Here is a 20,956-nt window from a genome sequence, read left to right on the forward strand (position 1 = left end):
TTCGCCCTGGCTATTTGAAAAGCATTGCCGGGAAGGTGACGATCGCAGCAGTTCCATCCACCATGCCCACAGCCAAGTGCTGTCCATCGCCGGACCAGGCCAGCGCTGTGATCGCGCTGCCTGAAAATTTCACGACGAGCTCGTCACGCGAGCCGATCTGGGCGACTGTGATGCGGCCGTTGGCGTAGCCGGCGGCGATAAGGCTTCTCACCGGATGCGCCGCCATTGTTTCAACTGGAACAGGTGCCGCACGACCCGTTTCCAGCGCGCCGGAAGCCGCATGCTCAAATGGCGGGACAGCCATTGACCAGCCAGCAATACGGAATGCGCCGGACGCAAACAGCGTGTTCTCTTGCGTGCTCCAGCACACGGTCCGGACCGGCGAAGGAAATCCGCCGACTACGCCCGATCGGCCATCTGACAGGCGCACAAGGCCAAAGCCTCCTGTCTCAAGTCCGCAGGCCAGCCATGAGCCGTCGTAGCTCCAGCGGATGGAAGCCGGGCGTGAGGGAGTGGAAAATTCGTTGATGAGCCCGGGACCGCCGTCGACCGCCCAGATCGACAGCCCGTTGCCGGAATCGAACGCGAGCCGGTTCGCGTCCGGCGAGAACGCGATGGCGTGCGTCGATGAGGACGCTGCCTGGCGCAGCCTTACCACTTCATCGTTGGCGCGCGCCAGGAACACATCATGTCCATCGCTGAAGGCCGTCATGGCCTTCGGGGCACCATGGGCGATAGCGAGGATCGGTCCGTCGATCTTGATCGGCGTTGGCGCAATCGCGCCGTCGGGTGCAAAATGCGTGGCTTCACCCGCACTCGTGCCGACGAGGAAGCCAGAACTGCAATAAGCGACGATCGGGACATCGCCGTCCCCAAGCGATGCGGAAGCGATCAAAGGTGCGAGCGGCTTCTCGCGGGGCCGGATCGTCGTCTGTCCGAGATCGCCGCTGACCCGGATCCTTGCCTCCGGCGGTTCCTGATCCGCCACCTTGCCGATTGCGACGGATCCGTCCACGGATGTGAATGCGATGGCGGAGCCATCGGCGCTGAAGCACACATCGGCAACCGCGGCCGGGCGCCGCCAGCTTCGTGCCAGCAGGTCGAACAGCGCCAGGTTCTGCGTTGTTTGCTGGTTCACGGCTTGTCTCCCCTAATGGCGCTCGTTGCTTCGGCAAGCGCGCGGTCGACATCCGCGACCTTGCCTTCGATTGCCAAGATGCGTTCCTCGCTTTCGATGCATGCCTGCCTCATGGCCTCGGCACTCGCTTCAGCGTCAGGCAAATCCCGCACCAGTTCAGCGCCGCCGCCATGCTTCCCGATTTCGAGCTCCAGGCGCAGCACCTCGATCTGGATGCCGGAGAGCTTTTGATTGAGCCGCTGCGCTTCGGCGGTGAGCGCCGAGACTTCGGCGACGAGAGCCAATCGTTGAGCGACCAGCACGGCCAGCCCAGCGTCGCGTCTTGTGCCGCCGCTCATCACTTTTTCTCGGCTGGTTTTTCGAAAGCGGACAGCAATCCCGGCAGGCCGTCTACCTGTTTCTGGAACTGCTTTTCGGCGGTTTCGATATGGCTCTTGAGTTGATCCCATATGTCGACGCGGATCATGGACGTGGTGTCGCCGGTAAGATGCTCGATCTCGGCGATGCGAAACTGGCGCGATAGCGATACCCCGGAAAACACGAAGTCGCGCAACAGGATCGCGTGGCTTTCAACGAACAGATGGATCATCGGATGCGTCTCCGTGGTGACGCCGCTGGCGGCAAGCTCGGCCCGGATGAAATCCTGGAAATGGCCTTGCAGACGGTGCTGGCTCTCACCCATGAATCGCATGACGAAAACGAGGTCACTCGGCATCAGCCTGACGAGTTCGGCGGTCACGTCGTCCGGTTGGCTTGGCCGGGGAAGGCCGGGGCTGTCATTGTTGCCTGGCATTGTCTTTCTCGGCATTGCCTCCCGCTCGAGATGGTCATCAAATCGAGATCGGTATCAAATAGTGTATGAAATAATCGAAATGAATAGGTGCGGACTATTTTATTCGTACCGCCTTTTCTAAGATTATATATTGCAGTGCACAAAATAGCACAAATATTACATATGTAATGTACAGATGTAAAATATCGTTACAATCATCTGGATGTTCGCCGGAGACAGCCACGACGGTCTCCGCCCAGGCGCTGCTCATAGGCCCGATTTTCAAACTGGCACAGCGCTTGCTTTAACTATTTGCACAAGAAGCCCATCGCGTTCCGACGCGGTGCCAAAAGAACGAAGGACCGGAGGAAGCCGCAGCACACGCGCTTCGATACGCCCATCGCAAGATGCGACTGGGGTGTCGCAGCGCCCCGCAGTCCACCTCGAGAACCTTTGCCGCGATCCACTTGAATGGCTGGACCCCGTGTCGCGCCTGACGGCGCAACCCTTGTCATGCCGTTCGCAAACTCACCGGCGGCGTTGTGTGCCGTCTCATGCCTGGATCGAGAGATCCATGGCTCAACCTAGTGGAGGCTTATGACGATGTCGTCGTTGACACTTAACAAGATTACCTCGCAGCGCGGTATTTCCGTGGGCGAGGCGACCAAGAAGATTTCCGACCTCGGTTGGAACCCCACCTATGTCCAGGAAGCGATGACGTTTCCGACCGACTACAAGATCGCCAAGGCGCCGCGCGATCCGATGAAGCAGGTGCTGCGCTCCTATTTCCCCATGCAGGAGGAAAAGGACAATCGCGTCTACGGCGCGCTCGACGCCGCTCTTCGCGGCGACATGTTCCGCAATGTCGAGCCGCGCTGGGTGGAGTGGATGAAGCTCTTCCTCGCCATCATTCCCTTCCCGGAAATTTCCGCCGCCCGTTCGATGGCGATGGTGGCGCGGCTGGCGCCGGGCGAGGATCTCAGGACCGGCTTCACCATGCAGATGGTCGACGAGTTCCGCCACTCGACCATCCAGATGAATCTGAAGAAATGGTACATGGAAAACTACATCGACCCGGCAGGGTTCGATATCACCGAGGAAGCCTTCGGCAAGTGCTACGCGACCACGATCGGCCGCCAGTTCGGTGAAGGCTTTATCACCGGCGACACGATGACGGCCGCCTGCATGTACCTGACCGTCGTCGCCGAGACGGCGTTCACCAACACGCTCTTCGTCGCCATGCCTTCGGAAGCCGCGCGCAACGGCGACTATGCGCTGCCGACCGTGTTCCTCTCGGTGCAGTCCGACGAGAGCCGCCACATCGGCAACGGTCACTCGCTGCTGATGGCCGCGCTGAAGGAGCCGGAGAACCACCTGCTGCTCGAGCGCGACATGCGCTACGCCTTCTGGCAGAACCACGCCATCGTCGACGCCGCGATCGGCACCTTCATCGAATACGGCACCACCAACCGCGACAAGAACAAGGAGTCCTACGCGGAAATGTGGCACCGCTGGATCTACGAGGACTACTACCGCACCTACATGCTGCCGCTCGAGAAATACGGCATCAAGATCCATCACGACGACGTCCAGGCCGCCTGGGAGCGCATCACCAAGAAGAACTACGTCCACAAGGTCGGCCAGTTCTTCGCCGTCGGCTGGCCGGTCAACTTCTGGCGCATCGAGGCGCAGACCGACAAGGACTTCGAGTGGTTCGAGCACAAATACCCAGGCTGGTACGCAGAGTTCGGCGACTTCTGGAAATGGTACGCCAAGCTCAGCCACAAGGGCGAGAAGGTGCTCTTGTTCAACAGCGATGTCGGCTACGTCTATCCGCACCGCTGCTGGTCCTGCCTGGTGCCTTGCCTGATCCGCGAGGACATGGTGGTCGACGAGATCGACGGGCAGCTGCACACCTTCGCCCACGAACTCGACCGCTGGACCGCTGTCGAAGCCTTCGCCGATGAGTATCAGGGCCGTCCGACGCCCGCGATGGGCCGCTTCAGCGGCAAGCGCGAGTGGGAGACGCTCTATGACGGCTGGGATCTCGCCGATGCGATCAAGGATCTCAACTTTGTCCGTTCCGACGGCAAGACACTGATCCCGCAGCCGCACCTGCGCTTCGGCGCCGACGAGCAGTGGACGCTCGACGACGTGCGCGGCAACATCCTCGGATCGCCGCTCAATGCGCTCCGCGGCATGTCGCCGGCCGATCGGGCGAAGCATCTGGCCGAGTATCGGGCAGGCTTCACCATCACGCCCATCAACTGACCATCCGAGCGCGGGGGCCGGGGTTTCCGACCCCCGCGACATTCCAGAGGAAGGCCATCTCCTGTCCTGCGGACGGGCCGGAGAGGAATTGGGAGGTTATCGATGACTGGTGCTCACACGGTGCGCCTGGAGCCGGTCGGCGTCGAGTTCGAGGTCGAACACGGCGAGACGGTCCTGAACGCGGCTTTCCGCCAGGGCATCGCGCTGCCGCATGGCTGCAAGGAAGGGCAATGCTCGGCCTGCAAATGCGTGCTGCTCGAAGGCGAAGTCGACATGCTTAAATACTCGACCTTCGCGCTCAACGACACGGAGAAGGAGAGCGGCCACGTCTTGTTGTGCCGGTCGATCGCCTATTCCGACATGCAGGTCGAGCTCCTCAATTACGACGAGGAGGTTCTGGCGAAATCAATCGCGGTGAAGACGTTCAAGGGCCGGATTTCGAAGTTCGAGCATCTTACCCACGACATCCGCGGCATCGAGATCGAGCTCGGCTCGCCGATAAAATTCTGGGCTGGCCAATATGTCGACATCACGGTCACCACGCAAAAAGGGGAGACGATTACGCGCTCGTTCTCCATGGCAAATACGCCGGACGAAACCCAAAAGCTCTCCTTCATCATCAAGAAATACCCCGAAGGAAAGTTCTCCGGAGAGCTCGATTCCGGAGGTATCCGCGTCGGAGCCGAGGTCAGTGTCGCCGGGCCCTATGGAACCTGCTTCCGGCGGGAAGGACGGCAAGGCCCCCTGATCCTGGTCGGCGCCGGCTCCGGCATGTCGCCGGTATGGTCGATCCTCAACGATCACCTGAAGAGCGGCGAGAAGCGGGACGTCTACTTCTTCTACGGCGCGCGGACCCCTACCGATCTGTTCTATCTCGACAGGATCGCCGAGCTTGCCGGCCGCCACCCGGAGCTGAATTTCATCCCGGTGCTGTCGCATGTGAATGGCGAGGCGTGGGACGGCGAGCGCGGCTTCGTCCACGAGGGCGTCGACGCCAAGCTCAAGCAGCTCGCGGTCGACGGGCAGGGCGACGTCTATGCCTGTGGTCCGCCGCCCATGATCGATGCGCTGCAGCCCGTGCTGTTCATGAACGGCTTCGAGACCGAACGCATCTTCTTCGACCGGTTCACCACATCGTCCAACGCCGTCCCGGCCCATTGAGGCGGGCCGGGGCGACAACATCAGAGCAACTGCAACAAAGGGAGTGAAGACAATGGTAGCAACGTCGAGTTCAGTAGGTTCGGGAGCCGCGGGAGCCGCGATCTTCGCCGATTCGGACAGCCGCAAATATCGGTACTTCGAGCCGAGAGGCCAGCGCGCCACACACTATGAGGATGTCACGGTCGACGTGCAGCCCGACCCCGAGCGCTACCTGATCCAGGACTGGATCATCTCGTTCTCGAACGGCAAGGGCGCCTACATCAAGGACAACACTGCCGCCAGAAGCTCGAACTGGCATGCTTTCCGGGCTCCCGACCAGGAGTGGGAACGCACGCACTACCAGCGCCAGTCGAAGATCGAGACGATGGTGCAGAGCGTCATCACCAATGCCCGCCGCGCCGGCGCGCCGAAGACCTTCGACAAGGTCTGGGCCAAGCTGCTGCAGGCGCATCTCGGAGCTTGGAAGCACGCCGAATTCGGCCTGGGCACGTCGCTCATGCAGGCGCAGCGCTACGGTTACACGCAGATGATCAACAATGCGACGCTGACCAACTCCTCCTACAAGCTGCGGCTCGCCCAGGACATCACGCTCTATCTCGCCGAGATCGGCATGGACATCGTCGGCTGGGACGACGAGCTCGGCAAGAAGCATTGGCTCGAGGACGGCGTATGGCAGAGCACCCGCGAGGCGGTCGAGACCATCATGGGCACGACCGACTATCTGGAACAGTACTTCGCCATCAATATCGTGTTCGAGCCGCTGGTCGGCGAGTTGCTCCGCTCCGGTTTCCTGATGCAGGCGGCGGCGGCCAACCACGACTTCATCACGCCGCCGGTGATTTCGGCGGCTGAAGCCGACTACGAGCGCAACCTCGCCAACACCATCGACCTGGCCTACCTGCTCGCCCACGACGAGAAGCATGGCGCGGCAAACAGAAAGCTCTTCCAGGGCTGGGTGAACAAGCATGGCGCGCTTGCCGACAAGGCGGCCGCCGGCCTCCAGCCGATCTGGTCGATGCCGCATTCCAAGCCGGTTTCCTTCACCGACGTTCGCGCCCAATCCGAGGAACGGATCGGCCGGATCCTCGGCGAACTCGGCCTCAAGCGCTGAACAGGGGAGAAAAGATCATGTCAGTAGCAGCACGCGACGCCTCGCAGTCCAACATCTTCAAGTCGATGAAGGACATCACCTTCGAACAGACGATTTCGCACCAGTGCGGCGTCACCATGAACGACTCGGTCGAGGCACGCGCCATCGCCGAATTCATGGGCAAGAAGCCCGGGGTCATCGTCACCTACCAGCCGGCCATGATCCGCATCGACGGCGACGGCAAGCTGATCTTCAAGATGGACGAGATCAGCGAATATCTCGGCCGCGACATGACCGCCGAGATCTTCGAGGTCAACACCTCCACCCACTACGGCCGCATGGTGCGCGTCGACGACAACACCGTGATCCTGTTCGGGAACATGGACGAGGTCTTCGAATACATCTGACCAAGTCCAAGGACTCGGCGCGCCGCTCGGACGCGGCGCGCCGACCCCATCAACACGACGCCCTATCAACGTGACGACTGCGGAGGCAAGAAATGTACAGGACACCGGAAGGCAAGGACATCTTCGTGGTCGACGGCCACACCCATTTCTGGGACGGCAGCCAAGAAAACCAGAAGAACATCCACGGCAAGCAGTTCATCGACTGCTTCTATGCCTATCACACGGGCTTGAGCCCGAAGGAACAGCTCTGGGAGAAGGGCAAATTCGAGAAATACAGCGCCGACGATCTCTACCGCGACCTGTTCATCGACGGCCCGGACGACGTGGCGATCGTCCAGTCGACCTATCTGAAGGATTTCTACAAGAACGGCTTCAACACGATCGAGCGCAATGCCGAGGTCGCCAAGCGCTATCCCGAGCGATTCATCGTCAACGGCGCCTTCGATCCGCGCGACGGCGAGAAGGCGCTGGAATATATCCACTTCCTCAAGGAGACCTACGACGTCAAGGGCGTGAAGATGTACACGGCCGAATGGAATGGCGCCTCCAAGGGCTGGAAGCTCACCGACCCCGATGCCTACAAATGCTTCGAGCTGTGCGAAAAGCTCGGCATCAAAAACATCCACGTCCACAAGGGCCCCACGATCATCCCGCTCAGCAAGGACGCGTTCGACGTGCATGACGTCGACCATGCGGCGACGGATTTCCAGGGCCTCAACTGGATCATCGAGCATTGCGGGCTGCCGCGCCTCGACGATTTCTGCTGGATCGCGACGCAGGAAACCAACGTCTATGGCGGCCTGGCGGTGGCGCTTCCCTTCATCCATTCGCGCCCGCGCTATTTCGGCGAGGTCATCGGCGAATTGCTGTTCTGGATAGGGCCGGAGAAGATCCTGTTCGGCTCCGACTACGCGATCTGGACGCCCCGCTGGCTTGTCGAGAAATTCTGGGCCTACCAGATCCCGCAGGACATCGCCGCGGAACGCGGTGTGCAACTGACCGACGAGATCAAGGAGAAGATCCTCGGCCTGAACGCCGCGCGTCTCTACGACATCGACATCGAAGCCAAGAAGAAGGCGCTCGCAAGCTCGCCCTTCAGCATCGCGGCGGAGTAGGAGCCATGGCAACCGCCAGTGTTTCCGACAGCCGCGAGAAGGAACTCTGGCGGCGCGTTGGCGAGGTCAACGACCCGGAACTCGACGAATCCATTACCGAGATGGGCTTTGTCGAGCGGGCCGAGGTGAAGGGTAACGGCAGCGTGGAGGTCGATTTCCGCCTGCCGACCTACTGGTGCTCACCCAACTTCGCCTTCCTCATGCTCGACGGCGTGCGCAAGGCGCTCGACCACCTCTCCTGGTCGCCCGCCTATCGTGTCCGGCTGCACGACCACATGTTCGCCGAAGAGGTCAATCGCGGCATCGAGGAAGGCAAGACGTTCGGCGATATATTCGCTGGACTCGCCGGCGATGAGGATATCGGCGCGCTGCGCGAGACCTTCAGCATGAAGGCCTTCAAGCGGCGTCAGGAAGCTGTGCTGCTCGCCCTGAGAAAGCAAGGGCTGACGGATCGCGAGATCCTCGGCATGGACCTTGCCGCGTATGATGTTGCCCGGCTCGGGTCCGGCGACGCGGCAAGGCAGAAGGCGCGATACCGGACAGCGCTTGTCGAGCGCTTTCCGGCGCGAAGGCAGGGCGACCCCGTCTTCCTCACCTGGGAGGGGCGCCAAATCTCGGCCGAGGCCCTCGATGCCCATCTCGCCGAACTGCGCGCCGTGCGCATCAACATGGAGTTCAACGGCGCGCTTTGCCGTGGGCTCAAGCAGGCAAGATACAAGGAGTTGGACGTGATCGACGGCGAGCCGACGCTGGTCGACTTCATCATGGATCGCGTGCCGGAGCGAAGCGCGCCGGCCACCTAATGCATGTCGCCCAAAAGTGCGTAGCGGTTTTGGGAGAACGACATGCATCAAACAAAGACTTAGAGCGCGTCGCCTGAATCCGTTTCTGCGCGACGCGCTCTAAGCAGAACCGAAGCAACGGCCTCCCACGCACGAGGCCCCCAACCAACAACCCGCCCGTAAGGCGGAAGGAGGAGTCATGCCCAAAATTATGCTTCACAATTCCGAGGCCCGCCGCGCGTTGGCCCGTGGTGTCTTTCGGCTCGCCGCGGCCGTCGAGCCTACGCTCGGTCCCAAAGGCATGAATGCCATGATCGACCGGCCGATCGGCACGCCGATGGTTACGCGCGACGGCGTCAGCATCGCCTCCGAGATCGAACTGCACGACCGTTTCGAGAACATGGGCGCGCAGGTCGTCCGCGAAGTGTCGATGCAGACCAACGAGGTCGCCGGCGACGGCACCACGACCGCCATCGTGCTCGCCAACGCGCTGATCCAGGGCGGCATCGAGGCGAATGAGCAAGGCGCGAAATCAGTCGACCTGTGCAAAGGCATCGAGCTCGCCGTAACGGCGGTTGTGGATGCCCTCAAGGCATCGGCCAAGCCCGCCAAGGGCAACGGCATTCTCGCCTCCGTCGCCAATATCGCGGCGACCGACGCCAGGCTTGGCGCGTTGGTCGCGGAAGCGCATCAGCGCGTCGGCGCCGAAGGCGTCATCACCACCGACTTCAGCGTCACCACCGAGACCACGCTCGACGTTGTCGAAGGCATGTCCTTCGACCGCGGCTACCTCTCGCATCACATGGTCACGGACCAGGAGAAGATGGAGGCCGTGCTCGAGCGGCCCTTGATCCTGATGACCGATCTCAAGATCAAGGAGCCGCAATCACTCGAGGCCGCGCGCCGCATCGCCGACGAGGCCGGCCGGCCGCTCTTGATCGTGTCCGAGGAAGTGTCGCCGGAAGTCGTTGTCACGCTGCTCGGCAAGCAGGGGCCAGGCAAATACCTCATCGTGCATCCGCCGGAATACGGCCATTGGCGCAAGGCGATGATGGAGGACCTGGCGATCATCACCGGCGGCAGGGTGATAGCCCGCGATCTCGGCGGCCGCTTGGAGGATATCACGGTCGACGATCTCGGAACCGCTGACCGCGTGAAGACGAGTTCGTCATACACTTCCATCATCCGCGGTGGCGGCAACCATGATGCGATCGCCTCGCGGCGTGCGCAGGTGCAGCGGCAATATGAGGCCGCCCCGCCGAACATCGAGCAGGACAAGCTGCGCGAGCGCCTGGCCAAGCTTTCCGGCGGCACCGCGATCCTCTATGCCGGCGGCGTCACGCCGGTCGAGCAGAAGCGGACAATCCAGCTGATCGAGGATTCGCTGAATGCGGTGCGCGCGGCTTCCGAGGAGGGCGTGGTCGCCGGCGGCGGTTCGGCGCTCGCCCAGATCGCGCCGCTGCTCGACAAGGTGGCGACCGGTGTCGATGGCGACATCGCCGAAGGCGTACGCCTGGTCCGCTCCGTGCTGACGCGGCCGCTGTGGCGCATCGCCGCCAATGCCGGCGCCGATCCCGAGGCCGTGGTGACCGAGGTGACGCGCATCAATGGCGGCTACGGCTACAACGCGTCCGCCGGCAGCTACCAGAACATGTTCGAAGCCGGGATCATCGATCCCGTCCGCGTCACCTATACGGCACTCGCCAACGCGGCGTCCGTGGCGACGCTGATCCTGACCACCGAGACATTGATCGGCGATCTTGCCGAGGACGAAGACCCGACGGCCGGGCCGGCGCTCGGCGGCGGCGCGGAAAAGCTTGGCCGCGCCTGAAACAATTCCCGGAACCGAGAGGACACGACGATGAAAGCTGCCAGACTCTACGAATACGATCCGAAAATGAACGTGAAGCTCAAGATCGAGGATGTCGCCGCGCCGACGATCACCGCACCGGATGAGGTGATCGTGCGCGTCGGCGCCGCCGGGCTGTGCCGCACCGACCTCCATATCATCGAAGGGGTGTGGAAGCCGACGATGGATCCCGACGGCAGCCTGCTGCCCTACATCATGGGGCACGAGAATGCCGGCTGGGTCGAGGAGGTCGGCAGCGGCGTCAGGTCGGTCAAGCGTGGCGACGCCGTGATCTGCCATCCGTTCCGCTCCTGCGGCATCTGCCTCAACTGCCGGCACGGCGAGGACATGTACTGCGACAACGGCCAGTTCCCCGGCCTCGGCATGAATGGCGGCTTCGCCGAGTATTTCATCACCAGCGAGCGCTCACTGATCAAGCTCAACGCCAACGTCACGCCGATCGAGGTGGCGCCGCTGGCCGATGCCGGCATCACCGCCTACCGGGCCGCCAAGCGAGCGGCGAAGCTCCTGCGCCCGGGGAGCTACTGCGTCCTGCTCGGCATCGGCGGGCTGGGCCACATCGCGTTGCAGTCGCTGCACGCGATTTCAGGCTCCCGCATCATCGCCGTCGATCGCGAGCCGGCGGCGCGCGTGCTGGCCAAGGATCTCGGCGCCGACTTCGTGCTCGACGGCGGGCCGAACGTCGTCGAGGAGGTCAAGGCGATCACCGGCGGCGGCGCCCATGTGGTTATCGACTTCGTCGGCGAGCTGGGCGTCGAGAACATCTGCTGGAAGATGGTCCGCAAGGGCGGCCAGCTGTTCGTCGTGGGTTACGGCGGCGCCGTCAATGTGCCGACCGCGCATCTGGTCATCGAGGAGATCAACATCGGCGGCAGCCTGGTCGGCAACTTCACCGAGCTTGTCGAGCTGATGGAGCTCAACGCCGACGGCAAGGTGAAGATGCACTACACCGAGTACAACCTCGCCAGCATCAACACCGCGCTCGACGACTTCAAGAACCGGCGGTTCACCGGCCGCGGCGTCATCGTTCCCTGAGAAAGTCCTGGACTGGATGCCATGTGGAGAAGCGCCGGCGCGGCGGCGCTGTCGCAACTGTGGCTCTATATCGTTGCCCCTTGCGTTGGTGCTGCCGCAGCCGGACTGGCGCTACGCGTCGGCGTGATTGGTTCTGGCGAACAGGCGCCGCAGCCTGCCTGATCGGCCGTCGATTAATCATTCTCCGTTGACTGAAATCTTCGATCCCATGGCGCGAATGCCATGGGGTTTGTTTTTTTGCGGCCGCTCAGACGAACCCGCGTCGGATGCCGTACTGCTCGAGCTTGCGGTAGAGTGTTGGCCGGGAAATGCCGAGCCTAAGGGCGACTTTGCTCAGGTTCCCGCCCTCTGCGGCAAGCGCGTTCCTGATCGCCTGCCGCTCGGCATCCTCGAATGTGCAAACGGGTGCCTCGAGCATGGCCGCGGGATTATCGCTTTGCATCGTGCCGCTGCCGTGGCCCGTCGTGATTTCCCAGGGGAGATCCCGGACGTCGATGCTGCTATCGCGCGCCAGAATATGCAGGCGCTCCATCATGTTTTTCAGTTCACGTACGTTGCCCGGCCAGCGGTAGGCAAGCAGCGCGTCGAGCGCTTGGGTTGAAAATTGCAACGGATTGTTGCCTGCCTTGGCAGCAATCTGGCGGTTGAAATGCTCGACCAGCAACAGCACGTCCTCGCCACGTTCGCGCAGGGCAGGGACACGGATCGAAACGGCCCCAATGCGGTAGTAGAGATCGCTGCGGAAGCGCCCGGCCGCGACTTCCTGCTTGAGATCGCGGTTGGTCGAGGCGACCAGGCGGACGTCCACCGGCCGCCCCCTGCTGTCGCCGATGCGATGAACCAAACGCTCTTCCAGCACGCGCAGCAAGAACGGCTGGATCTCGAGCGGCAACTCACCAATCTCGTCGAGGCTGAGCACGCCACCATTGGCTTGTTCGAAAACGCCTGCCTTGCCGTCACGTGAGGCACCGGTAAAGGCGCCGGCCACGTGGCCGAACAACTCGCTGCCAAACAGCTCCCTGGTGATGGCGCCGCAATTCAAGGCGATAAACGGGTTGGTGTCGGTGCGCTGGCTGCCAGCATGGACAAGCCGGGCAAACAGCTCTTTGCCTACGCCGGTTTCGCCTTCTATCAGCAACGACGTCACACCGCTCGACCGGGCCACGCGGGAAGCGACGTCGACGGCGGCCAGCAGCTTCTCGCTTTCGCCGACGATCATCGACGTCGCAGCCTGCAGCCGCTTGTCCGCCTCGCGGTTGATCGCCGCCACGCCCGAAACGATTGGCGCGGCCGGGAACACCAGGGCCGCCCCACTGAGGTTTCCGTCCAGCTTCAGCGGCGTGATGTGGCAAGACCTCAGATTCGCCGGGAGTGCCTTGGCGAGATCGTTGTCGGAACCGGACGCCGGCAGGTTCATGAGCCAGCGACCGCGGCCCGGTTCCATCGGGCCGTCCGTCATCTCGGCTGTATCGCCATTGGGCACGTTGTTGCAGAAGATCGCTCGGCCACGGTGGTCGACGATCACCAGCCCGTCTTTTCCGCGGTAACCGGGTGCGGAGGAAATGAAGGCTTCGAGCAGGCGGGTGCGCTGTTCCTGCTGCTGCTCGGCCAGCGCCTTTTCAATCTGCCTGGCAGTGGCGGCGACAAGCGCGGTGTTGTGGGGACGGAAGATCGGCGAATAGCCCGACAGGTCGACGACGCCGACGATCTTCCCGTCCAGCGGGTCGCGGATCGGCGCGCCGGCGCAGGTCCAGCCTTTGATGCCAGCGCAGAAATGCTCGGCCGCGTGGACGAAGATCGGTTCGCCGGTCCACAGCGCGGTGCCGATGCCGTTGGTTCCGACGGCGCCCTCGTTCCATTTGCCGCCGATGGCGAGATGGATGTCCATGCCATCATGCAGGGTCTTCTTGTCACCGATGGCTTCGATCAGCACGCCGTCGCTGTCGGCGAGCACGAGCATCGCTCCCGTCCCTTCCAGCAGTGGGCCGAGAGAGGCGAACGGCCGCCGCGCCGCCGAAAGCAGCTCGGCGTTGGCGCGGGTCAGATACTCGATCTCGTCGCGGTTGCTGTTGAGCGGCGCTTCGACGCCCTGCGCATTTATCCCGCCAGTAGCGCTGCGGAACCAGGAATCGTGGATCAACGAGCGGACCTGGACCGGATCACGCGCGCATTTCGGAGGATCGGACAGGAAATTTTCCCAGGCGCGCATGGTGGCGCGCTCGTCATAGTCGATGGTATCCAATACCAGCTGTCCGGCGGCCGTCGGCGCACGCGCCGGAAGCGCTCCGGTCTTCATCTGGTTGGTATCGATCCCGCGTTTCATTCAGCCATCACAGAACCTTTGGGGGCACGGTATTTCTGTATGCTGTTGTGCTGCAGTCTCGCGAGTTAGGACGCCTGATAATCGGTTCGCAAGATGCGTTAGGCGATGCCGAGTCTCAATCCAATGTCGGCGGCAAGCTGTTCTTCGGTGTAGGAGGCCGCGAGCCGCGACCCGTCCAGGCCGGCAAGCGCTTGTGCGATGGTTTCGTCGACCGGCGAGAAGTATCCGTTCTGCTTCGTCGCCAGGACGAAGACCTGCTCGCCATTCCGGTTGCGAACATCGCCGATATGGTGAAGCTGGCGGCTTGTATTCCGGTCCACTGCGACCACCCTGCCGTTGAGGGTGACGCGGATGGATGGTTCTGCCTCGGCGGCGACCGGTGAACCACCGCCGACATGGATGATCAGGCCTTCGGCTTCCGGTTTCTGGCGCGGCTTCCTGGATGCTGAATAGCCGCCGCTGCTGATCTGGTCGGCAAGGCGCACAATCGTCGAGCGGTTCTGTTCAATCAGCCGCCTGACCTGAACGTCCTCGCGCCGGGGACCATCCCGCTTGGAGATGATTTCGACCATGAATCCTCCCAGATTCACTCGCCTTCTTCGTGCCTGGGTCGCATCTTTTTTCTGACCCTATACGACGTCGGTAAGGCTCGCCATTCGTTCATTGGCTAACACAGAAAATCGTGCAGCAGGTAGCAGGCGGCTGCTACAGGTCGCTCCGGACGGTCGACCATCTCGCCATCGATCCTTGCGAACCTTTCCGGCCGTGAGCCCGGTACGAACAGCGGCACGACAGGCGTCATCAACTCACCATTGGGCCGTGGCCTTGACCGTCACATGTCCATCGGATGCCCGCGCCTCCATTTCCATCTCGCCCTTTCCACGAGCCGTTCCGCTCAAGAGCAAGGTCTGCGGGCCGATCGCGGGACGCATGCCGCGAAAGGAGAAGCGGCGTGGCGCTTGCCCGGCAATGACCGCGGCGAAGTTCATCAGCAATGTCGCCTGAAGCGGCCCGTGGATGACAAGTCCGGGGTAATGCTCGACATTTGTGGCGTAGGGCGCGTCGTAGTGGATGCGATGCCCGTTGAATGTCAGCGCGGAGTACCGAAAAAGCAGAACCGGATCGACGTCGACGATCCGTTCATGCGATGCGGGCGACCTTGGATCCGGCAGCGTCAGGGGCGCAATGCCAGCTTCCGCAGGGCGATAGACAATGATCTGGTCTTCCTCGACGACAGGGCCGGCGGCATTGGAGATATCGTGACGGACAGTGACGAAGGTAAGCCGGCCGGTGCGCCCTTGTTTTTCCTCGACGACGCCTAGCGTCGAGCGGCGACGGATCGTGTCGCCGCTGCGGATCGGCGCCAGAAAACGGATGTCGCTGCCCGCCCACATGCGGCGCGGAAGCGGCACCGGCGGCAGGAGCCCGCCCTTGGCGGCATGTCCGTCCGGGCCCAATTCACTTGCCTCGGCAATGTCAGGCGTCAGGCACCAGTGCAGGCCGGGCGGGGCCTCGTCGCGGCGCGCCGCGTGAGGACCAAGCGTTGCCTCGAAGCTGGCGACAAGGCGAGGGGTCACGATGTCGTCGACCTCGCGGGTGCGCCCGACCCATTTCTGCAGCGCCCAGCTCGAATCCAGGCTCATATGACTGACTCCTCAGGCTGCGAATTCGGACCGGATCCGATCGGAGTCGGCGCCAAGGCCGGGAACCACAGGGGTTTTGCCGAGGCCTACGGAGCGGCCTGCGGGCATCGGCACGGCGATCCGCTTGCCGTCCGGCAACTCGACCTCCATCCGGCGCAAGGCCCTGTGGCGCGAAAGGTCGCGCATTTCGCTGACCCGGCCCCAGGCGATCCGGGCCTCGTCAAGGCGTCGAATGGCTTCCTCGCAGTCGATCGCCGCGAAAAGCGGTTCGATCTCGGCATCCAGCGCGGCGCGATTGGCCACCCGCCAGGCATTGGTGGCGAAGCGTTCGTCGGCAAATAGATCCTGCCTCCGCAGCACCACGTCGCAGAAGCGCTTCCATTCGCTGTTCTGCTGGATAGAGACCACCACGGCGCCATCGCGGCAGGCATAGGGTCGGTAGGGATAGATCGAGGCATGCGCCAGCCCGTAGCGGCCGGTTTCGCGTCCGGCATATTCATTATGCAGCAGCGGCACCGCCATCCAGTCGGCCATGCCATCAAACATGGCGATCTCGACGATGCGGCCGCGGCCCGTCTTGCCGCGCGCCAGCAGCGCCTCAAGTATCGCCGCGTGCGCGTTCATTCCTGTCGCGATGTCGGCGGCCGACACGCCGATCTTGCAAGGCGTCTCGGCGGTGCCGGTCACCGCGCAGATGCCGCTTTCCGCCTGCACCAGCATGTCGTAGGCGCGCATCGACGCGTAGGGTGTGTCCTGCCCGTAGCCGACGATGTTGACGGCGATCAGCCGGGGAAACTTCCGCGCAATCACATCGCAAGAGAGACCGAGCCTGTCGATCGCGCCCGGTGCGAGATTCTGCATGAGGACATCCGCCCGGGCGACCATCCGGTGCAACAAAGCGAGGTCTTCCTCAGCCTTGAGGTCGAGCGCCACGCTCTGCTTGCCGCGGTTCAGCCAGACAAAATAGGCCGACATACCTTCGACGGTGGAATCGTAGTGGCGCGCGGTCTCGCCTTCGGGGCGTTCGATCTTCACGACGCGGGCACCCGCATCGGCGAGGCGGACCGTGCATAAGGGAGCGGCGACCGCCTGCTCGATCGAAACGACGAACAGGCCCTCGAGCGGGCGGGCGGCGTCAAACATTACGCTGCACTCCAGAGCGGGCGAGCACGCCGGGCTTGAGCCGCTCGTTCTTGCCGTAATCTTCAGCCGGGTGGAAGAACAGGCGCGGCGTTTCGTCGATGTCCTCGAGCCTTTTGCGATAGGCCTCCAGATAGGCCTTGCGGCCGTCGTCGCCGACGCGGCCAGGCATGTAGGCGACGAAAGGCGGCAGCACATCGAAGCCCGCATAGCGAAGCAGGCCGTTGTGGATCGGCCACAACACCGTGAGGATGTCGCCGTCGATACCGTCGGGCGCATAGGTGTCGGCCGAGGTGCCCGTAGTGGCGGCCACCATGGCGAGCTTCCCCTTGAACATGCCGGTGTCGTATTTGCGGCCCGGCAAATAGGCAAAGCCACGCGCGAAGACTCGGTCGGCCCAGCCCTTGAGCATCGCTGGCATTCCGAACCACCAGACGGGAAACTGGAAGATCACGAAGTCCGCCCGTTTCAGCTTTTCGACCTCGGCATTGATGTCACCCGCCAGCCGACCCGTCTCATAGGCGGCGGTCTGCTCGCGCTGCAGGCTGAAGAAATCCGGATCGTTGCGCTCGCCGGTCATGTCGCCTGGCCCGGCGACCGGGCTGAAGTCCATCGCATAAAGGTCGCTGAGCACCACACTGTGGCCAGCCCGCGTCAGGGTCTCGAAGGCGAGATCCTTCATGGCGCCGTTGAAGGACTTCGGTTCCGGATGTGCATAGACGATGAGGACGTTCACAGCGACCACTCCTAATAGGAACGCGGCAGCCCGAGGACGTGCTCGGACAGGAACGACAGGATGAGGTTGGTGGAGATCGGCGCCACCTGATAGAGACGCGTCTCGCGGAACTTGCGCTCGACGTCGTATTCCTCGGCGAAGCCGAATCCGCCATGCGTCTGGATGCAGACATTGGCGGCCTCGTTGGAGGCATCCGCCCCTAGCATCTTGGCCATATTCGCCTCGGCGCCGGGGTTCTTGCCGGCCTCGTAAAGGGCCAGCGCCTCGCGCACCATAAGTTCTGCTGCGCGCATGTTGGCGTAGGCTCTGGCGATGGGAAACTGGATGCCCTGGTTCTGGCCGATCGCGCGGCCGAACACATGCCGTTCCTTGGCATAGGCGCTTGCCTTGTCGATGAACCATTTGGCATCGCCGACGCATTCGGAAGCGATCAGGATTCGCTCGGCATTCATGCCGGACAGGATGTAACGGAAGCCCTTGCCCTCTTCGCCGATCAGGTTTTCGGCCGGCACGCGCAAGTCGTCGAAGAAGATCTCGGTGGTGGCATGGTTCATCATCGTGCGGATCGGCCGGATGGTTAGGCCGTTGCCAAGCGCCTGGCCCATGTCGACGATCAAGACGGAAAGTCCGTCGGTCTTCCTCATGCCATCGGTCAGCGGCGCGGTGCGCGCCAGAAGCAGCATCAGATCGGAATGTTCGGCGCGGCTGGTCCAGATCTTCTGGCCCTTGACCACGAAATGGTCGCCGTCGAGCCGGGCGGTGGTCTTCAGCGCGCCGGTGTCGGTGCCGCTGGTCGGTTCCGTGACGCCGAATGCCTGCAGGCGCAGTTCCCCGGTGGCGATCTTCGGCAAATAGCGCTGCTTCTGTGCCGCCGAGCCGTGGCGAAGCAGCGTGCCCATCGTGTACATCTGCGCATGGCAGGCGCCGCCGTTGCAGCCGGCGCGCTGGATCTCCTCCAGCACGGCAGCGGCGGCCGAAAGCGGCAGGCCGGAGCCGCCATACTCCTCGGGGATCAGGATCGAGAGCCAGCCCGCTTCCGTCAGGGCTTCGACGAATTCGCGGGGGTAGGCCATATCCCTGTCGAGGGCGCGCCAATACTCGCCGGGAAAGCGCGCGCAGAGCTTTGCGACAGCTTCCCGAATGTCCTGATAGTGTTCCATGAATTGCCGGGCCTTTCGTCTCGCTCAGGCGTCCAGTATCACGCCGGCACATCTCGACAGCAACGCAAGGCAGGCATGATCAGCTATGCCGAAATTGAAACCCTTACGGCGCCGAACCGAGAAGCTGGCCGACCCACACGGCCCGCTCGACAAGATCCCGAGCTGTATCTTCTATCGCCTGGCCGGCAAAGCGCGCCAGCCGCGAGGCCGGCCGGTCGGCCGGATAGGCAAGAATGAGGCGGCGCACGGGCACGGGATCGATCAACGGCGCGGCCGTGAGCAGGCCGGCGGCGACATCGGCATGGATGGGCGCGAGCGGCAGGATCGTCCAGCCATGGCCGTTGCGCACGAGGTCCTTCAGCACCGAATAGGTATCCGCCTCGACGCCGACATCGAGCGTGATGCCGGTCTCGGCGGCGCAGCGTTCGACGATGATGCGCAGCCCGTGCTTCACGCTCGGCAGCAACAGTCTTTTCCCGGCGAGCGAGGTGAACGGCATGGCGCGCACGGTCGAGAAGCCGGCGGCGGGCGGGCCGATCAGAAAGAGGTTTTCCAGCAGCAGCGGGCGCGTGCGAAGCGATCTCGCCATGCGCGGATCGTAAAGCACCGCGACGTCTATTTCGCCCCGATGCAGCCAATCGAGCAAATAGCCGGTATAGGCGCTGACAAGCCTGAGCTTCGCCTTGGGATGGGCTTTGCCGAAAGCCGCCGCCAGCGGCAGCGAGATGATGTCGGCCACCGTGGGCGGCAAGCCGATGGCAACCTCGCCCGTGAGCGGCGCATCGGCGGGCGTGGCGGTCGCGCGGATCTCGTCGATCTCGGCGAGGACGCGCACGGCGTGAGCCAGCACCTCCTTGCCCTGTTCGGACAGCACCATGCCGCGCCCATGACGCAGGAACAGGGCAAAGCCCAACTCCTCCTCCAGCATGCGTACCTGGCGGCTCAGCGCCGGCTGCGCGATGTGTAGCCGGTCGGCGGCCTTGCTGAGGCTGCCGAGCTCGGCGACATGGATCATGGTGCGCAGCTGCGATAGCTCCATAAGCTATCCAATATCATTATATCTGATCACGAGAAAGAGACGAAGATTGGATCGGACAGCTGAAGTAGTCTTATGTCAAATCCAATCCTCGGGGGTCCAAGGTGACGGCGAGCAGCCTACAAGCGAAACACCCGGAAGCGGCTGCCTCTGCTGCTCTTCCGGCGGCATCTGAAACGCAGTGGCCGGATCAGGTCTATGACGCGCTCAAGGCCGCCGGCATCAACCAGATGTCCTATGTGCCGGATGCCGGCCATACCACACTGATCCGCCGCTTCAGCGCCGATCCCGAGGTCGTCACCAATGTGCTGACGACGGAGGAGGAGGGCATAGCCATCGCCGCCGGCTGCTGGCTCGGCGGCAAGCGCAGCGTCGTGCTGATGCAATCCTCCGGCGTCGGCAATTGCATCAACATGCTGTCGCTGCCGGTGCAGGCGCGCTTTCCCTTGCTTGTCCTGGTGACGATGCGCGGCGAGTGGGCCGAGTTCAATCCATGGCAGGTGCCAATGGGGCAGGCGACCGAGACTTCACTGAGGGCGATCGGCCTCAGAGTGCTGCGGGCAGAGACCGGCCCCGACCTGGTGGACACCGTGGCGCAGGCGGCCGCGATGGCCTTTGATGCCGACCAGCAGGTCGCCGTGCTCATCGGACAGCGCCTGCTTGGCAAGAAGAAGTGGTGAATGACATGACATTGCCGACGATGGATCGCCGAGTGGCGGTGAAGAGGCTGCTCGACGCGCGCGACGGCGCCCTGGTCGTGACCGGGCTCGGCTCGCCGAGCTATGACGTGCATGCCGCCGGCGACCGGGACGACAATTACTATCTCTGGGGCGCAATGGGCGGCGCGGCATTGGTCGGCCTCGGGCTTGCCCAGGCGCAGCCGCAGCGGCGGGTGATGGTCATCACCGGAGACGGCGAGCAGTTGATGGCCTTCGGATCGCTGGCAACGATTTCGGTGGCGTGCCCTAAAAATCTCGACCTGATCATTCTGGACAACCAGCATTTCGGCGAGACCGGCATGCAATCCAGCCATACCGGCCGCGGCATCGGCTTCGACAAGGTCGCCGCCGCCTGCGGTTTCGCGGAGGTGGCCGAACTGCGTTCGTTGGAGGAGGTCGACGCGCTGTGCGAAAAGCTGCGCCGCCCTGCCGAGGGGCCTCGCTTGTTCGTGCTGAAAATCACCGCGGAGAACTTGCCGCGCTCGCTGCCGCCGCGCGACGCCGTCGCGGTCAAGAACCGCTTTCGCGCCCATCTGGGCTTTGCCACCTGTTGAGGGC

Annotated in this window: 20 protein-coding genes; 10 read left to right on the forward strand and 10 right to left on the reverse strand. The window is 63.1% G+C overall.

From position 1 onward, the window contains the following. Window positions 1-10: 10 nt before the first annotated feature. The 3 genes from FJ417_RS17320 to FJ417_RS17330 are packed head-to-tail and all read right to left on the reverse strand — an operon-like array spanning window position 11 to window position 1,931. Window positions 11-1,138, reverse strand: a complete 1,128-nt coding sequence (locus FJ417_RS17320; RefSeq protein ID WP_140784310.1) for a WD40 repeat domain-containing protein — start codon at window positions 1,136-1,138, stop codon at window positions 11-13. Further along, window positions 1,135-1,476 (reverse strand): hypothetical protein, encoded by a 342-nt coding sequence (locus FJ417_RS17325; protein ID WP_140784311.1) that lies wholly within the window; start codon window positions 1,474-1,476, stop codon window positions 1,135-1,137. Before FJ417_RS17325 ends, FJ417_RS17320 begins: the two co-directional genes overlap by 4 nt. Then, window positions 1,476-1,931 carry a hypothetical protein gene (locus tag FJ417_RS17330; protein ID WP_140710478.1) on the reverse strand — a complete coding sequence of 152 codons (456 nt, stop codon included), beginning with the start codon at window positions 1,929-1,931 and terminating at the stop codon, window positions 1,476-1,478. The genes FJ417_RS17325 and FJ417_RS17330 overlap by 1 nt, the downstream gene beginning before the upstream one ends. Before the next feature lie 576 nt (window positions 1,932-2,507). On the opposite strand from FJ417_RS17330, the gene FJ417_RS17335 reads away from it, so the two are divergent. The 8 genes from FJ417_RS17335 to FJ417_RS17370 all read left to right on the forward strand — a co-directional run bounded on the left by FJ417_RS17335 (window position 2,508) and on the right by FJ417_RS17370 (window position 11,641). Beyond that, window positions 2,508-4,181, forward strand: a complete 1,674-nt coding sequence (locus FJ417_RS17335) for an aromatic/alkene/methane monooxygenase hydroxylase/oxygenase subunit alpha (RefSeq protein WP_210240653.1) — start codon at window positions 2,508-2,510, stop codon at window positions 4,179-4,181. Between the two features lie 102 nt (window positions 4,182-4,283). Then, window positions 4,284-5,342, forward strand: coding sequence for a 2Fe-2S iron-sulfur cluster binding domain-containing protein (locus FJ417_RS17340; RefSeq protein WP_140784313.1), 1,059 nt, complete (start codon window positions 4,284-4,286; stop codon window positions 5,340-5,342). 52 nt (window positions 5,343-5,394) lie between these two features. Beyond that, on the forward strand, window positions 5,395-6,453 hold the full coding sequence (locus tag FJ417_RS17345) for an aromatic/alkene monooxygenase hydroxylase subunit beta (protein ID WP_140784314.1): 1,059 nt from the start codon (window positions 5,395-5,397) through the stop codon (window positions 6,451-6,453). Between the two features lie 17 nt (window positions 6,454-6,470). Further along, window positions 6,471-6,839, forward strand: coding sequence for an MmoB/DmpM family protein (locus FJ417_RS17350; RefSeq protein ID WP_140535648.1), 369 nt, complete (start codon window positions 6,471-6,473; stop codon window positions 6,837-6,839). A 92-nt stretch (window positions 6,840-6,931) separates the two neighbouring features. Beyond that, on the forward strand, window positions 6,932-7,954 hold the full coding sequence (locus FJ417_RS17355; RefSeq protein WP_140784315.1) for an amidohydrolase family protein: 1,023 nt from the start codon (window positions 6,932-6,934) through the stop codon (window positions 7,952-7,954). Between the two features lie 5 nt (window positions 7,955-7,959). Next, the gene (locus FJ417_RS17360) at window positions 7,960-8,757 is read left to right on the forward strand and encodes an iron-sulfur cluster assembly protein (protein WP_140784316.1); all 798 of its coding nucleotides are present in this window, start codon (window positions 7,960-7,962) and stop codon (window positions 8,755-8,757) included. A gap of 178 nt (window positions 8,758-8,935) precedes the next feature. After that, window positions 8,936-10,567 (forward strand): molecular chaperone GroEL, encoded by a 1,632-nt coding sequence (locus FJ417_RS17365; protein ID WP_140784317.1) that lies wholly within the window; start codon window positions 8,936-8,938, stop codon window positions 10,565-10,567. 30 nt (window positions 10,568-10,597) lie between these two features. Further along, on the forward strand, window positions 10,598-11,641 hold the full coding sequence (locus tag FJ417_RS17370) for an NAD(P)-dependent alcohol dehydrogenase (protein WP_140652791.1): 1,044 nt from the start codon (window positions 10,598-10,600) through the stop codon (window positions 11,639-11,641). Window positions 11,642-11,888: 247 nt separating this feature from the next. Here the strand turns inward: FJ417_RS17370 and FJ417_RS17375 are convergent, their stop codons facing one another. The 7 genes from FJ417_RS17375 to FJ417_RS17405 form a co-directional block, all read right to left on the reverse strand. Then, window positions 11,889-13,964, reverse strand: a complete 2,076-nt coding sequence (locus tag FJ417_RS17375) for a sigma-54-dependent Fis family transcriptional regulator (protein ID WP_140784318.1) — start codon at window positions 13,962-13,964, stop codon at window positions 11,889-11,891. A 98-nt stretch (window positions 13,965-14,062) separates the two neighbouring features. Further along, a complete protein-coding gene (locus FJ417_RS17380) occupies window positions 14,063-14,536 on the reverse strand; it encodes a hypothetical protein (RefSeq protein ID WP_140784319.1) in 474 nt (157 codons plus the stop codon). A gap of 234 nt (window positions 14,537-14,770) precedes the next feature. Beyond that, complete coding sequence (locus tag FJ417_RS17385; protein WP_140784320.1) at window positions 14,771-15,607, reverse strand: MaoC family dehydratase N-terminal domain-containing protein; 837 nt, start codon at window positions 15,605-15,607, stop codon at window positions 14,771-14,773. A 12-nt stretch (window positions 15,608-15,619) separates the two neighbouring features. Next, window positions 15,620-16,750 (reverse strand): CaiB/BaiF CoA-transferase family protein, encoded by a 1,131-nt coding sequence (locus FJ417_RS17390; RefSeq protein ID WP_140784321.1) that lies wholly within the window; start codon window positions 16,748-16,750, stop codon window positions 15,620-15,622. Next, a complete protein-coding gene (locus FJ417_RS17395; protein ID WP_140784322.1) occupies window positions 16,743-17,483 on the reverse strand; it encodes an NAD(P)H-dependent oxidoreductase in 741 nt (246 codons plus the stop codon). Before FJ417_RS17395 ends, FJ417_RS17390 begins: the two co-directional genes overlap by 8 nt. Window positions 17,484-17,494: 11 nt before the next feature. Beyond that, window positions 17,495-18,643, reverse strand: coding sequence for an acyl-CoA dehydrogenase family protein (locus FJ417_RS17400; RefSeq protein ID WP_140784323.1), 1,149 nt, complete (start codon window positions 18,641-18,643; stop codon window positions 17,495-17,497). Window positions 18,644-18,746: 103 nt separating this feature from the next. Further along, window positions 18,747-19,682 carry a LysR substrate-binding domain-containing protein gene (locus FJ417_RS17405; protein ID WP_140784324.1) on the reverse strand — a complete coding sequence of 312 codons (936 nt, stop codon included), beginning with the start codon at window positions 19,680-19,682 and terminating at the stop codon, window positions 18,747-18,749. Window positions 19,683-19,783: 101 nt separating this feature from the next. Between FJ417_RS17405 and FJ417_RS17410 the strand changes: the two genes are divergently transcribed. Next, window positions 19,784-20,359, forward strand: coding sequence for a thiamine pyrophosphate-binding protein (locus FJ417_RS17410; RefSeq protein ID WP_140784325.1), 576 nt, complete (start codon window positions 19,784-19,786; stop codon window positions 20,357-20,359). Window positions 20,360-20,364: 5 nt separating this feature from the next. Next, complete coding sequence (locus FJ417_RS17415; RefSeq protein WP_140784326.1) at window positions 20,365-20,952, forward strand: thiamine pyrophosphate-dependent enzyme; 588 nt, start codon at window positions 20,365-20,367, stop codon at window positions 20,950-20,952. Window positions 20,953-20,956: the final 4 nt, after the last annotated feature.

The sequence above is a fragment of the Mesorhizobium sp. B3-1-7 genome (genome assembly GCF_006439385.1).
Taxonomy (GTDB): domain Bacteria; phylum Pseudomonadota; class Alphaproteobacteria; order Rhizobiales; family Rhizobiaceae; genus Mesorhizobium.